This window comes from Aestuariivirga litoralis (assembly GCF_003234965.1).
Classification (GTDB): domain Bacteria; phylum Pseudomonadota; class Alphaproteobacteria; order Rhizobiales; family Aestuariivirgaceae; genus Aestuariivirga; species Aestuariivirga litoralis.
Window position 1 is genome coordinate 83008 of sequence record NZ_QKVK01000010.1, and the last position, 13608, is coordinate 96615.

Sequence of the window (13608 nt, forward strand, 5' to 3'; positions counted from 1 at the left end):
CACCCCAGCGAAAGCTGGGGCCCAGCTTTGGTGGGGTTCGTAACGATTGCTTTTCGCTTTGAGCGACCTTCAGGTATGCCCCTAGCGGACACTTCCATAATCCCGCTCTACGCTGCTCCCTGAGCCTCCAGAAAGGAAGCTGGGCCCCAGCTTTCGCTGGGGTGACGGAACGAGGGAAGGCGCTCTCCGTTCACGAACTCGTGATCACCCCATGCCTCCCCGGAACCCTTCCGCATCCTTATCTGTAATCTATTCAGTTACAGACAGGAGACCACCATGCCCCATAACGTCGCCGTCCTCATCGGCAGCCTCCGCAAGGAGTCCCTCACCCGCCATCTGGTGGAGGCGCTGAAGGGAATCGCCCCCGCGGGCCTGAAGCTCACCATCGTCGAGATCGGTGATCTCCCCCTGTTCAACTCGGATTTCGAGGCCAGTCCGCCGGCCAGCGTCACCGCCTTCAAGCAGGCGATCGAGGGCTCCGACGCCGTGCTCTTCGCCACGCCGGAATACAACCGCTCGGTGCCCGGCGTCCTCAAGAACGCCATCGACTGGGGTTCGCGCCCCTATGGCAAGTCCTCCTGGAACGGCAAGCCCGCGGCGGTGATCTCGATCTCGCAGGGCGTGCTCTCGGGCTTCGGCGCCAACCACCACCTGCGCCAGTCGCTGGTCTTCCTCAACATGCCCACGCTGCAGCAGCCCGAGGCCTATGTCGCGCAGGTCCAGACGCTGCTCGACGGCAAGGGCGGCTTCGTGAAGCCGGAGACCAAGGGGTTCCTGGAGGGCTTCCTGAAGGCCTTCGAAAGCTGGATCGGGAAGGTGAAGGGGTGACGCCCTACGCCCCGCCCCCACCGTCATCATGGCCGGGCGTGTCCCGGCCATCCTTTCCCGCCGCCCCGAAGAGGATCGCCGGGACTAGCCCGGCGATGATGAAAATCGGGGCATAACTCCGCGCAATGTGCATTTGAGATTCGCCCGCCCCCGCGCTAAAGCCCCTGCCCATGACCCTCGCCAATGACACCAAGATCACCCCGGACCTCGTCAAGAGCCACGGCCTGAAGCCGGACGAATACGAGCGCTTCGTGAAGCTGCTCGGCCGCGAGCCCACGCTGACCGAGCTCGGCATCTGCTCCGCCATGTGGAACGAGCACTGTTCCTACAAGTCGTCCAAGAAATGGCTGAAGACCATGCCCACCAAGGGACCGAAGGTCATCCAGGGCCCGGGCGAGAATGCCGGCGTCATCGACATCGGCGACGGCGATGCCATCGTGTTCAAGATGGAGAGCCACAACCACCCCTCCTTCATCGAGCCCTACCAGGGCGCGGCGACGGGTGTCGGCGGCATCCTGCGTGACGTCTTCACCATGGGGGCCCGCCCCATCGCGGCGATGAACGCGCTGCGCTTCGGTGAGCCCGCACACCCCAAGACGCGCCACCTCGTCTCGGGCGTCGTCCACGGCATCGGCGGCTACGGCAATTCCTTCGGCGTGCCGACCATCGGCGGCGAGGTGAACTTCCACCCGCGCTACAATGGCAACATCCTCGTCAACGCCATGGCGGTGGGCTTGGCGCGCGCCGATTCCATTTTCTACTCGAAGGCCAAGGGCGTCGGCCTGCCCGTCGTCTATCTCGGCGCCAAGACGGGGCGTGACGGCATCCACGGCGCCACCATGGCGTCGGCCGAATTCGACGACAAGGCGGAGGAGAAGCGCCCCACCGTGCAGGTCGGCGATCCCTTCACCGAGAAGTGCCTGCTCGAGGCCTGCCTCGAACTGATGGCGTCCGGCGCCGTCATCGCCATCCAGGACATGGGTGCCGCTGGCCTCACGTCCTCCGCCGTCGAGATGGGGGCGAAGGGCGATCTCGGCATCGAGCTCGATCTCGACAAGGTGCCCTGCCGCGAGGCGGGCATGACGGCCTATGAGATGATGCTGTCGGAAAGCCAGGAGCGCATGCTCATGGTGCTCGACCCCGCCAAGGAGAAACAGGCGGAAGCCATCTTCCACAAATGGGGCCTCGACTTCGCCATCGTCGGCAAGACCACCGACACGCTGCGCTTCGTCATCAAGCACAAGGGCCAGGTGATGGCCGACCTGCCCATCAAGCAGATGGGCGACGAGGCGCCGGAATATGACCGCCCCTGGGTGCCGCCGAAGAAGCTGCCGGTGCTGAAGGACGTGCCGGCGCCCAATGACCTGAAGGCCGCCATCCTCAAGATCGTCGGCTCGCCCGACATGTGCTCCAGGCGCTGGGTGTGGGAGCAGTATGACAGCCTGATCGGCTCCAACACCGCGCAGATCCCCGGCGGCGATGCCGGTGTCGTCCGCATTCGCGGCAAGAAGGCCATCGCGGTCTCGACCGATGTGACGCCGCGCTATGTCGAGGCCGATCCGTTCGAGGGCGGCAAGCAGGCCGTGGCCGAATGCTGGCGCAACCTCACCGCCGTGGGCGCCGATCCGATCGCCATCACCGACAACCTGAACTTCGGCAACCCCGAGCGGCCGGAGATCATGGGCCAGTTCGTGCACGCCATCAAAGGCCTGTCGGAGGCCTGCAACATGCTCGCCTTCCCCATCGTCTCGGGCAATGTCTCGCTCTACAACGAGACCAATGGCCAGGGCATCCTGCCGACCCCGGCGATCGGCGGCATCGGTCTCATCCCCGACGTCGACACCATGGCCACCATCGCCTTCAAGCACGCCGATGACGTGATCCTGCTCGTCGGCGGCCATGGCAGCCACCTCGGCCAGTCGGTCTATCTCCGCGAAGTGCTGGGCAAGGAAGAGGGCGCGCCGCCGCCGGTCGACCTCGCACTGGAAAAGAAGAACGGCGACTTCGTCCGCCAGATCATCCGCACTGGCCAGCTCACCGCCGTGCATGACGTCTCCGACGGCGGGCTCGGCCTCGCGGTGATCGAGATGGCGATGGCCTCGGGGCTGGGCGCCAGCCTCTCGGCGCTCACCCACGAACAGCTCTTCGGCGAGGACCAGGCGCGCTATGTCGTCACCACCTCGCCCAACAATGCTGCCGTGCTGCTGGCGGAGGCCGCCAAGGCCGGGGTCGCGGTGGTGCAGGTCGGAACCGTCACATCCGCGGCTACATTGAAGATCGAAGCCGGCCCCTCTATATCTGTGGCCGATTTGCGCGTCGCCCATGAAGGCTGGTTCCCGGCCTACATGTCGGGCGAGCTTTAGGGGGAACTCGTCCATGGGCATGTCCGCCACCGACATCGAGCGCTTCATCAAGGAGGCGCTGCCCGATGCCACCGTCACCATCCGCGATCTTGCGGGCGATGGCGACCATTATGCCGCCAACGTCGTCTCCGCCGCCTTCAAGGGCAAGTCGCGCGTCCAGCAGCACCAGATGGTCTATGCCGCCCTCAAGGGCCGCATGGGCGGTGAACTCCATGCGCTGGCGCTGCAGACGAGCGCGCCGGAATGAGTATTTCCCTTGGAGCCGTCATCCCGGCGAAGGCCGGGATCCAGCTTCAGGGGCCGAAGAAAGAAAGCTGGATCCCGGCCTTCGCCGGGATGACGGAATGAAAGGGTAGAGACCAATGACCGACATCGCCAAAGAGATCGACAACGAAGTGAAGTCCAACGACGTCGTGCTGTTCATGAAGGGCACGCCGGACATGCCGATGTGCGGCTTCTCCGGCCGTTCGGTGCAGATCCTCCAGCACCTCGGTGTCCCCTTCAAGGGCATCAACGTGCTCGACTCGGCGGAACTCCGCCAGGGCATCAAGGACTACACAAACTGGCCCACCATCCCGCAGCTCTACGTCAAGGGCGAGTTCGTCGGCGGCTCGGACATCATGATGGAGATGTTCCAGTCGGGCGAGCTGAAGCAGCTGATGGCCGACAAGGGCGTGGCGTAAGCCCGATCCTGCCATACCCCACACCGCATCATCGCCGGGCTCGTCCCGGCGATCTTTTTTTGCGGACATCGAAGAGGATGCCCGGGACGGCCCGGGCATGATGGGAGACCTAAGGTACCGGCAGGCCCCCGCCCATCGCATGCCTCGCTGATTGACCGCTGCCCGATCTTCATGCACCCATGGGTTTCCCTGGGATTCCGCATGAACAGCATCAAGACCCGCGCCATTCTCGCCCTCGTTGCCGCCATGCTGTTCTGGGGCTGCTCGTCGGTGTTCATGCGCACGCTGGCGCTGGCCCTCAGCCACGAGAATTCGCTGGCGGTGCGCTATCTCTGCCTCAGCCTGATCAACGTCACCGTGCTGGCCTGGCTCGGCACCTGGCGCATTCCGCGGGCCGACTGGCCGCGCTTCCTCGTGGCCGGCATCGCCGGCATGGCGGGCTACAACTGGTTCGTGAATGCCGGTTTCGAGCTCGTTCCCGCCGGGGTGGGCACGCTGGTGACCATGATCGAGCCCTTGATGATCGCCATCCTCGCCGCCACCCTGCTGGGCGAGAAGATGACGCGCTGGGTGCTGCTCGGCGTCGCCATGGCGATTGCCGGGGCCGCGGTGCTGTTCTGGCCCGACCTCCGCGCCGAGGCGCCCAGCAGCGTCTCGCCGCTCGGCATCTTCTATCTCTTCCTGTGCTGCATCGGCTGGGCCATCTACACCATCGCCACCAAGCCGCTGCTGGCGAAGCATGACAGCTTCACCGTCACCGCCATCACCATGCTGATCGCGGCCCCCATCATGATCGGCGCGGCGAGCCAGCCGCTCCCTGCCCTCTTCGCCAGCCTCAGCCTGCGGCAATGGGCGGAGGTCGCCTATCTCGTGCTGGTCACCGGGCTCGGCGGCACCATGCTGTGGAACTATGGCTCGAAGCACCTCTCCAGCACCGCCGCCGGAACCTTCCTCTATCTCATCCCCGTCGTCGCGGTGGTGGCAGGAGCGCTTATGCTGGGCGAGGCGGTGACGGTCTATGTGGTGGCGGGCGGTCTTCTCATGCTGGCGGGTGTCGCCGCGGCGCAGTTCGGCCCTGCGCTGGTGGCGAGGCGCTAGGCGATGGACATCCGCGCCATCCTGGCACTCCTCTTCACCATGCTCGTGTGGGGCGTGAGCCCCGTGTTCTTCCGCTCGCTGTCGCTGGCGCTGGGGCCTGCCGACCATCTCGCCATCCGCTATGCGCTGGTGGGCCTGCTGTTCACCGGCGTGCTCATCGCCACGCGGGGCTGGCGCATCGCGAAGGCCGACTGGCCGCGCATGATCTTCGTCTCGCTGGTCGGCTTCACCGGCTACAATCTGGGCTCCGCCTTCGGCTTCGAGCGCATCAATGCCGGAACCGGCAGCCTGATCATCGGCACGCAACCGCTGCTCATCGCGCTCGTCGGCATCATCGCCGCCAGCGAGAAGCTCACGCCTGCGGTGATCGTCGGCCTCTTCACCGGCTTTGCCGGCATCGTGTTCCTGGTGTGGAACGACCTCGGCGTCACGGGTGATGCCACGCAGTTCCTCACCGGCTGTGCCATGATCTTCGTCTCCGGCACCTGCTGGGCGATCTATGCGGTGGTGAGCAAGCCCCTGTCGCAGAAATATGGCTCGCTGCCGGTCACGGCCATGTCGGTGGTCATCACCTCCATCGCCCTCGTGCTGCTGCTCGGGCGGCCCTCGACCCTTGCCACGCTGGCCGGCATGACGCCGCGCAACTGGGCGGAGATGGCCTATCTCGTGGTCTTCGTCACCGCGCTGACCATGGTGACATGGAACTATGGTGCGGCGCGGCTTCCCGCGGCAGCGGCGGGCGCCTTCCTCTATCTGGTGCCGCCCATCGGCGTTGCGGCGGGTGCCCTGATGCTGGGCGAGACGGTGACGGGCGGCATGATCATTGGCGGCGCGCTGATCATGGCGGGTGTGGCCATCGCGCAGTTCGGCGGCAGGCTCACGCTGGGCGGCGGCCTCGCCGCCCTGGCGGCAGTGCTCTTCGCCGTCACCATGTGGGGGCTGATCCCGGTGGCCATGCGCTATCTCATCACCGAGCTCAACCCGCAGGCCGCCATGGTGCTCAGGCTCTATCCCGCGGGCCTTCTCGCCATCATCGTCTGCCTGTTCACCGGTGTGCGCCAGATCGCATGGCGCGACTGGGGCCGCATCGCCATCGCGGCACTTGCCGGCAATCTCGGCTACCAGATCCTCGCCGCCTTCGGCATGCAGTCGGTGCCGGCGAGCTGGACCGGGCTGATCTTCGGGCTCGAACCCGTGTGGATCGCGCTCTTCGCCGTCGTCTTCGCGGGCGACCGGCTGACCCCCTGGCTGATCGGCGGCATCTTCGTCTCGATGCTCGGCACGGCAGCGCTGATGCTGGGCTCGACCATCGCCCCCTCCGGCGATGTCTCGCTGTTCGGGCTGGTGCTGGTGACGCTCTCGACCATGGGCTGGGGCATCTACACGGTGGTGATCCGCCCGGCCTCCAACAAATATGGCGCACTCCCCGTGGCCTGCCTCGCCATGGCGATCTCGGCGCTGCCCATGCCGTTCTTCGTCTCCCTGGACTTTCCCCAGACGCTCGCCGCGATGAACCTCACCGCATGGGCTGCGGTCGGCTTCGTCGTGGTCTTCGGCACCTTCCTCGCCACCTCGGCGTGGAACTATGCGCTGGGGTCGATGGACAGTTCGATCGCCGGGGTTTTCCTCTACGTGCAGCCTGTGGTGGCGGCGATCGGCGGCATCCTGCTGCTGGGCGAGCACCTGACCTGGCCGCTGGTGCTGGGTGGCGCGCTGATCATCCTCGGGGTTGCCATCGCGCAGTTCGGGCCACTCATCAGGAAAGCTGCTGCACCCATCAGCAAAACGCGATTGAGCACGCGGCGCGAGCCCGTTATGGACCCCGCATGAGCACCGAAGCCCGCGCCGAAACCCACATCCCCTGGTACCACACCATCACCGCGATGATCGTCGCGGGCTGCCTGGTGGCCATCGTCAATTTCGGCGTGCGTTCGACCTTCGGCTTCTTCACCGTGCCGGTATCGGAGGCGCATGGCTGGCCGCGCGAGATCTTCTCCTTCGCCATGGCGATGCAGAACCTGGTCTGGGGCATCGCCACCCCCGTCGCCGGCATGCTGGCGGACCGCTATGGCTCGGCCCGCGTGCTGATGGCCGGTGCCGTCATCTACTGCCTCGGCATGCTGATGATGGCCTGGACCTCCTCCGCCTCGATGTTCAACCTGGGCGGCGGCGTGCTGGTTGGCATCGGCATCGCCTTCTCGTCCTTCTCGATCGTCATGGCGGCCCTGGGCCGCATCGTGCCGCCGGACCGCAGGAGCTGGGCCTTCGGCATCGCCACGGCGTCAGGCTCGCTCGGCCAGTTCATCTTCGCGCCGCTGGGCGCCATGCTGGTGTCGGCCTATGGCTGGCAGCAGGCGCTCGTCATCCTCGCCTGCCTGTCGCTGCTCATCATCCTCTTCGCCGCGCCGCTTCTGAAGCAGAACACCTCGGGCAGCCGCCCCACACCGGGCGAGGCGGACCTCACCATGAAAGCGGCGATCGGGCTGGCCTTCGGGCACCGCTCCTACATCCTGCTGGTCTCTGGCTTCTTCGTCTGCGGCTTCCAGCTCGCCTTCATCACCGTGCACATGCCGGCCTATCTGGCCGAGCACGGCATCTCGAAGGAGTTTGCCGGCATCGCCATGGGTTTGATCGGGCTGTTCAACGTGGTGGGCTCCTATGTCTCCGGCATCATCGGCGGGCGCGGCGAGAAGCACGTGCCGCTGGCCTTCATCTACCTGATCCGCGCCGCCATCACCGCGGGCTTCGTGCTGCTGCCGGTGACGCCGGTGACGACGCTGCTGTTCACCTGCTCCATGGGCCTGCTCTGGCTCTCCACCGTGCCGCTGACCATGGGCCTCGTCACCGTCATGTTCGGCACGCGCTACATGGCAACGCTCTATGGCTTCGTCTTCGTCAGCCACCAGGTCGGGTCCTTCCTCGGCGTCTGGCTGGCAGGCCGGCTCTATGACCAGTTCGGCTCCTACGACATCGTGTGGTGGCTGAGCGTGGCGCTGGGCGTCTTCGCCTTCATCGTCAACCTGCCGATCCGCGAGCAGCGCGCGCCGCGCTTTGCAACCGCGTGATGACTCTCACCGGCCACCGGCTGGCGCTGGCGCTGTTTGCAGGCGTCATCGCCATCTGGCTCATCGGCATGGCAGTGGTGATGCGCCACGCGGCACTGCCGCCAGAGGCCAGTGGCCCTATGCTCGCAGTGTTCGAGCCAGGTACGCCACAGGACGAGGCCTTTTCGGCGCTGGCGCGTGCCAATGCGCGCATCGTCAAGCAGAGCGGCCTGCCCTTCGTCTGGGTGGTGGCTGGTGACGAACCGGGCCTTGCCGGCAGGCTCACGCGCGAGGGCGCTCTCGGCGCCTATCGCGAACTCCCGGTGAGCCCGGTGATCGCGGGCTGCTTCGCCTTCGCCGATGCCAAGGTCGCGAGCCTCGCCCAGTAGCCTTGGCAGCACTCTCGGAGAGAGGCTGCCAAGATATTGATTTCATTCGCAAATGCGAAGCGTCTTCTTGACGCGGACAATCCCGCTTTGGCAGCATGGCCGAGTCTCAACTGCCGAGGAGGAACGACATGGGCGACCGGGACTTCGAACGTCAGCTGCAGGGCTGGAGCCTCACCACCGCGGAAATCATGTACCGCCTGCCGGATTTCCAGAACCTGCTGCAGACCTATATCTGGCAGGACTACGACCTCGCCCCGAAATTCCCCCGCCTCATCAAGTTCCTCGATTTCTGGTCGCATAACCTGGAAGGTCCGCTGGCGCAGGTGCGCGTGGCCCATGCCGGGATCGTCGGCCCGGTGGAGCTGCGCCACGTCGGCGCGGAGTGGAAGCTGCACTAGAGGGCCGATCCCGCCAGCGCCAGCACGCGCCGGCGCTGCCTTATGCGCGCCGCGTCGAGCAGCATGCGCCCGGCCCAGCGATAGACGTTCTGCTCGCGCACCTGCTGGCGCATCAGGTGCATGCGCTCCTGCTGCTCGTCCGCCGGCATCAGCAGCGCGGCGTTCAGCGCCTCGGCCATCGACCGCGCGTCGTAGGGGTTGACGATCAGCGCCTCGGTCAGTTCGCGCGAGGCACCGGCGAAGGTGGAGAGGATGAGCACGCCCTGCTCGTCGTCGCGTGCCGCCACGAATTCCTTGGCCACCAGGTTCATGCCGTCATGCAGGCTGCTGACGATGCACAGATCGGCGGCGCGGAACAGTTCGAACACCTCCGGCGGCTCATGGTGGCGCACCACCAGGCGGATGGGCTGGTGCCCGTCCTGGCCATGGCGCGCATTGATCTCATCGGCCAGCGCGAGGGCCTCGTCCTGCAGCCTGCTGTAGCTCGCCAGCTTGCTGCGCGTCGGGGCGGCGACCTGGATGAAGGTGAAGCGCCCGCGCCATTCCGGATGAAGCGTCAGCAGCACGTCGATCGAGTGCATGCGGTCGAGGATGCCCTTGGTATAGTCGAAGCGCTCGATGCCCACCGCGATGCAGGCGCTGGGCGCCAGCCCGAAGCGCTCGCGCACCGCCCTGCGGCAGGCCTCGACCGGCAGCTGCCCCTTCAGTGCCGCGGGCGGCCACTCGATGGAGATGGGATAGGGGCGGATCAGGGTCTCGTGCCCGGCGAGCGTCACCGCCGCGGTCTCGCGGTCGATGCGGCTCTCGATGAAGCGGTCCACCGTGTCGAAGAAATTGTTGCAGTGGAACTGCGTGTGGAAGCCGATGATGCTGCTGCCCAGAAGCCCGTCGAGGATCTCCTCCTTCCACGGGCAGATGCCGAAGGTCTCGGCATTGGGCCATGGAATGTGCCAGAAGGTGATGATCGTCGCCTCCGGCAGCAGCTTGCGGATCATCCGCGGCGCCAGCGCGAAGTGATAGTCCTGCACCAGCACGATGGGGTCCGGCGTGGTGGCCTCCGCCGCCACCGCATCGGCGAAGCGCTGGTTGATGGTGCGGTAGAAGCGCCAGTCCTCCTCGCGGAAGGCCGGGCGCACGAAGGCGATGTGGCACAGCGGCCAGAGCCCCTCATTGGCGAGGCCATAGTAATAGCCGTTCTGCTCCTCCTCGCTCACCCACACGCGACGCAACCGGTAGGCGGGGTCGGACGGCGGCACGGCGAGGCGGTCCTGGGCGTCCACCATGTCGCGGTCGGCGCTGCCGCTGCCATGCGCGATCCATGTGCCGCCGCAGGCGCGCATCACCGGTTCCAGCGCCGAGACGAGGCCGCTCGCCGGGGTCTGCAGTTCGATGGCGCCGTTCCTGCGGTTGTGGATATAGGGCTCGCGGTTGGAGACGATGATGATCTCCGCATCGGGAAGCGTGGTGGCCAGCAGGTCATGCAGCGACTGCGGCGACCACTTCACCTCCGCCGTCTCCGAGCGTCCGCGCGTCGCCTCGATCTCCTTGAACAGCAGCGCGATCTGGCGCTCGATGCCGGACATGTCGCGGCCTGCCGGCAGGCGCTTGCCGCGCCGCGCATTCTCCACCGCCTGGCGCAGCGACTCCGCCCAGCGCTTCAGCAGATAGAAGATCAGCACCGCGCCCGCCCCGCCGATCACCAGCCCGAAGCCCAGCAGCGTGGCCACCACATAGATCTGGATCTGCCACGTCCGCTCGGCGATGTAGGACAGGTCGTTCAGCACCGCCAGATAGGCATTGCCCGCCGGCGTGGAAACCGGGAAGGTGGCGACGAACACGTGCCGCCCGTCCTGCACGATGTGGGAGAAGCTCTCCGCCTCGGAGCGCGCCGCGCTGTCGCACGAGAAGTCCGGCGGCATCATGCTGGTGGCGCCGCGCATGGTGCCGCCCGCGTCGCACAGGCCCACCGCCAGCACGCGGTCATCCTCCGCCACGCCGGCGAGGATGCTGGCCAGCCGCTCGTCGTCGCCATCGGCCAGCGCACGCCGCACCGGCCCCTGCACCGATCCGAAGATCAGCCGCGAGCGTGACAGCACGTCGGCATTGGCCCATTGCTCCATCAGGAGCCTCGAGGGTGGGATGGCCAGCAGCGTCAGCGCCAGCAGCACCACCAGCGCCAGCATGGCGAAGATGGCAGGGCCCAGCCGCAGCGGCAGGTCGAGCAGGCGCCTCATCATCGCACCGCACTCCAGGGCCTGCTCAGCAGCAGCGCGCAGTTGATGAGGCCCGCCAGCGAATAGGTCTGCGGATAGTTGCCCCACAATTCGCCGCTCTCCGGGTCGATGTCCTCGGACAGCAGGCCGGCCGCCGTGCGGCGTGACAGCATCTCCTCGAACAGGGCGCGCGCCTCCTGCTGGCGCCCCATGATGTGCAGCGCCTCGATCAGCCAGAAGGTGCAGAAGTTGAAGGCGGTGCGCGGAATGCCGAAGTCGTCCTCCGTCGCGTAGCGCAGCATGTAGGGGCCGCGCCGCAGTGCTGCTTCCACCGCCCGCAGCGTGCCCTGGAAGCGCTCGTCCGCGGGCGCGAAGAAGCGCAGGTCGAGAAGCTGGATCAGGCTGGCGTCGAGCTGGTCGCCGGTGATCGTTGCCGACATGGTGCCGGCCTCCGCCCGCCAGGCGCCCTGCTCGATCATCGTCCTGATGTGGCGCGCGCGTTCCACCCACAGATCGCGCCGCGGCGTCAGGCCCAGCACCTCGGCGGCCCGCGCCAGCCGGTCGCAGGCGGCCCAGCACATGGCGGCGGAATAGGTATGGACGGCGCTGATGGTGCGGAACTCCCACAGTCCCGCGTCGGGCTGGTCATGCACCTCCCAGGCGCGCTCGCCCACCCGTTCCAGCGCCTGGAAATCGGCGAGCCCCGACATGCGCAGCAGCCGGCTGTCGAAGAAGGCCTGCACGTTGGACAGCACGATCTGGCCATAGACGTCGTTCTGCACCTGCTCATGGGCCTGGTTGCCCACGCGCACCGGCCCGATGCCACGATAGCCGGAAAGCCCCGCCGCCACGCGCTCGGCCACGCGCGGCTCGCCCAGCACGCTGTAGAGCGGCTGCACGTGCCCGCCGCCCGCCACGTTGACGACGTTGCGGAGGAAGCCGAGATAGCCCTCCAGCACGTCCAGCGCGCCCAGGCGGTTCAGCGCCTGCACGGTGTAATAGGCATCGCGGATCCAGCAGTAGCGATAGTCCCAGTTGCGCTCGGAGCCCTCATGCTCGGGGATCGAGGTGGTGATGGCGGCCACGATGGCGCCGGTCTCCTCATGCTGGCAGAGCTTCAGCGAAATCGCGGCGCGGATCACCGCATCCTGCCAGTCAGGGGGCGTTGCCAGCCCGCGTGCCCAGAGCTGCCATTCGGACGCCGTGTCCTCCAGCATCTCCTCCAGCCCCGAGGAGATGGACCCCGCGAAGGACTCGTCGGGGCCGAGGAAGAAATGCAGCGGCCGTTCCAGCCGGAAGGCCAGTTCCTCGCCGATGAAGGACACCGGTGCATCGGTTGTCAGCCGGTAGCTCGCATCATCGAGCACATAGCGGATGTGGTTGGAGCCGAAGGTGCGCGCCGCCTGCGCCGCGCCATAGTCGAAGGTGGGCCTGAGCCTGACGCGGATGCGCGGCGCGCCCGCCAGCGGCCGCACGATCCGGGCGAAGGCGGTTGGGCGATAGACCCTGTCGAGGCGCTGCCGCCGCGGGCAGAAGTCGATCACCTCCATGGCATTGCCTGCCCCGTCGTCGAAGGTGCTGACGAGGATCGGCGTGTTGCGGCGATAGGCCTGGCGCACGCTGGCGCAGCCTTCGAGTTCGATCGACCAGATGCCACGGGCCTCTGAACCCTCTCGCTGCCCCCGCCCCAGCAGGGCGGAGAACAGCGGGTCGCCATCGACGCGCGGCACGCAGGCCCACACCATGGCCCCGGCGCGGTCGATGAGCGCGCTCACCTGGCAATTGCCGATCAGCCACAGGTCCAGCGCCGGCATCATGTCAGGCACCCCATCGCATCCTCCAGCCATGCCAGCGCCGCCGCCACGCCGGCGAGGCCGAAATGCGCCTGCGTCGCGCGCGGCGGCCCGACGAGGATGCCGTCGCCACCCAGCGCCGCGGCGGCGGCGAAGCCCGCTTCATCGGTCTCGTCATCGCCGATGAACAGCGGCCGCCCCGCTTGCATCGGCGCAACCGCCATCAGGCGTCGCACCGCGTCGCCCTTGGTGATGCGGTGATACTTGATCTCGATCACCTGCTTGCCAGGCTGCAGCGCGAAGCCGTGCAGCGCCGCGACGTGCTGCGCCAGCGCATGCGCCGCCAGGCCGGCCTGCGGGGCGAGGCGATAATGAATGGCGATGCCGAAAGGCTTGGTCTCGATCAGCACGCCCGGATGTGTGGTGGCGAAGGTGGCAAGGCTGCGCATCATGTCGTCTGGTGGCGCGGGGGCGGCCTGCTGCAACGCATGGCCCTCCAGTTCGGCACCATGGCTGCCCACAACGGCCACGCCCGTGCCGCGCAGGAAGGCCTGAACCTCGGCAGCCGGCCTGCCGCTCACCACGACCAGGCGGCGGCCGAGCATCGTCGAGAGCCTTGCCAGAAGGTCCAGCAGGCGCTGGTCGACCTGCACGGCATCAGGCCGCGCGGCGATGTCCACCAGCGTGCCGTCGAGGTCGAGAAACAGGCTCGCACCGGCGAGCAATTCATGCGGCGGGGGCGGCAGGGCCCTCAAGAGTCGTGTCGTCATCACCCCTGTTCGAAAGCTGCGGGGGTGGC

12 protein-coding genes are annotated in these 13608 nt (G+C 67.1%); 9 read left to right on the forward strand and 3 right to left on the reverse strand.

Features of this window, described 5'->3' with window-relative positions; translation table 11 throughout:
* Positions 1–276 precede the first annotated feature (276 nt).
* From DK847_RS18325 to DK847_RS18370, 9 genes are all read left to right on the forward strand, one after another.
* Positions 277–828: an NADPH-dependent FMN reductase gene (locus tag DK847_RS18325; protein ID WP_111199995.1), complete on the forward strand. Its 552-nt coding sequence runs from the start codon at positions 277–279 to the stop codon at positions 826–828.
* Positions 829–998: 170 nt separating this feature from the next.
* Positions 999–3191, forward strand: a complete 2193-nt coding sequence (gene purL, locus DK847_RS18335; RefSeq protein WP_111199997.1) for a phosphoribosylformylglycinamidine synthase subunit PurL — start codon at positions 999–1001, stop codon at positions 3189–3191.
* A 13-nt stretch (positions 3192–3204) separates the two neighbouring features.
* Positions 3205–3438: a BolA family protein gene (locus tag DK847_RS18340; protein WP_111199998.1), complete on the forward strand. Its 234-nt coding sequence runs from the start codon at positions 3205–3207 to the stop codon at positions 3436–3438.
* Positions 3439–3553: 115 nt separating this feature from the next.
* Positions 3554–3874, forward strand: a complete 321-nt coding sequence (gene grxD / locus DK847_RS18345; protein ID WP_111199999.1) for a Grx4 family monothiol glutaredoxin — start codon at positions 3554–3556, stop codon at positions 3872–3874.
* A 201-nt stretch (positions 3875–4075) separates the two neighbouring features.
* Positions 4076–4972 carry a DMT family transporter gene (locus tag DK847_RS18350; RefSeq protein WP_161957372.1) on the forward strand — a complete coding sequence of 299 codons (897 nt, stop codon included), beginning with the start codon at positions 4076–4078 and terminating at the stop codon, positions 4970–4972.
* 3 nt (positions 4973–4975) lie between these two features.
* Positions 4976–6802 (forward strand): DMT family transporter, encoded by a 1827-nt coding sequence (locus DK847_RS18355; RefSeq protein WP_111200001.1) that lies wholly within the window; start codon positions 4976–4978, stop codon positions 6800–6802.
* Complete coding sequence (locus DK847_RS18360) at positions 6799–8037, forward strand: MFS transporter (protein ID WP_111200002.1); 1239 nt, start codon at positions 6799–6801, stop codon at positions 8035–8037. The genes DK847_RS18355 and DK847_RS18360 overlap by 4 nt, the downstream gene beginning before the upstream one ends.
* The gene (locus DK847_RS18365) at positions 8037–8405 is read left to right on the forward strand and encodes a hypothetical protein (RefSeq protein ID WP_111200003.1); all 369 of its coding nucleotides are present in this window, start codon (positions 8037–8039) and stop codon (positions 8403–8405) included. The genes DK847_RS18360 and DK847_RS18365 overlap by 1 nt, the downstream gene beginning before the upstream one ends.
* A 128-nt stretch (positions 8406–8533) precedes the next feature.
* The gene (locus tag DK847_RS18370) at positions 8534–8803 is read left to right on the forward strand and encodes an usg protein (protein WP_111200004.1); all 270 of its coding nucleotides are present in this window, start codon (positions 8534–8536) and stop codon (positions 8801–8803) included.
* Here DK847_RS18370 and DK847_RS18375 read toward each other — a convergent pair.
* From DK847_RS18375 to otsB, 3 genes are read right to left on the reverse strand one after another with little or no spacing between them, the layout of a single operon-like run.
* Positions 8800–11037 carry an alpha,alpha-trehalose-phosphate synthase (UDP-forming) gene (locus tag DK847_RS18375; protein ID WP_425358701.1) on the reverse strand — a complete coding sequence of 746 codons (2238 nt, stop codon included), beginning with the start codon at positions 11035–11037 and terminating at the stop codon, positions 8800–8802. The two genes, DK847_RS18370 and DK847_RS18375, sit on opposite strands and share 4 nt — an antisense overlap.
* On the reverse strand, positions 11037–12833 hold the full coding sequence (locus DK847_RS18380; protein ID WP_245414673.1) for a glycoside hydrolase family 15 protein: 1797 nt from the start codon (positions 12831–12833) through the stop codon (positions 11037–11039). The genes DK847_RS18375 and DK847_RS18380 overlap by 1 nt, the downstream gene beginning before the upstream one ends.
* A complete protein-coding gene (otsB, locus tag DK847_RS18385) occupies positions 12830–13579 on the reverse strand; it encodes a trehalose-phosphatase (RefSeq protein ID WP_111200005.1) in 750 nt (249 codons plus the stop codon). The genes DK847_RS18380 and otsB overlap by 4 nt, the downstream gene beginning before the upstream one ends.
* Positions 13580–13608 lie beyond the last annotated feature (29 nt).

What these genes read in the sequence shown, in the direction of transcription:
- DK847_RS18325 (WP_111199995.1), top strand. Translation starts at nt 277, where the DNA reads ATGCCCCATAACGTCGCCGTCCTCATCGGCAGCCTCCGCAAGGAGTCC.
- purL (WP_111199997.1), top strand. Translation starts at nt 999, where the DNA reads ATGACCCTCGCCAATGACACCAAGATCACCCCGGACCTCGTCAAGAGC.
- DK847_RS18340 (WP_111199998.1), top strand. Translation starts at nt 3,205, where the DNA reads ATGGGCATGTCCGCCACCGACATCGAGCGCTTCATCAAGGAGGCGCTG.
- grxD (WP_111199999.1), top strand. Translation starts at nt 3,554, where the DNA reads ATGACCGACATCGCCAAAGAGATCGACAACGAAGTGAAGTCCAACGAC.
- DK847_RS18350 (WP_161957372.1), top strand. Translation starts at nt 4,076, where the DNA reads ATGAACAGCATCAAGACCCGCGCCATTCTCGCCCTCGTTGCCGCCATG.
- DK847_RS18355 (WP_111200001.1), top strand. Translation starts at nt 4,976, where the DNA reads ATGGACATCCGCGCCATCCTGGCACTCCTCTTCACCATGCTCGTGTGG.
- DK847_RS18360 (WP_111200002.1), top strand. Translation starts at nt 6,799, where the DNA reads ATGAGCACCGAAGCCCGCGCCGAAACCCACATCCCCTGGTACCACACC.
- DK847_RS18365 (WP_111200003.1), top strand. Translation starts at nt 8,037, where the DNA reads ATGACTCTCACCGGCCACCGGCTGGCGCTGGCGCTGTTTGCAGGCGTC.
- DK847_RS18370 (WP_111200004.1), top strand. Translation starts at nt 8,534, where the DNA reads ATGGGCGACCGGGACTTCGAACGTCAGCTGCAGGGCTGGAGCCTCACC.
- DK847_RS18375 (WP_425358701.1), bottom strand. Translation starts at nt 11,037, where the DNA reads ATGAGGCGCCTGCTCGACCTGCCGCTGCGGCTGGGCCCTGCCATCTTC.
- DK847_RS18380 (WP_245414673.1), bottom strand. Translation starts at nt 12,833, where the DNA reads ATGATGCCGGCGCTGGACCTGTGGCTGATCGGCAATTGCCAGGTGAGC.
- otsB (WP_111200005.1), bottom strand. Translation starts at nt 13,579, where the DNA reads ATGACGACACGACTCTTGAGGGCCCTGCCGCCCCCGCCGCATGAATTG.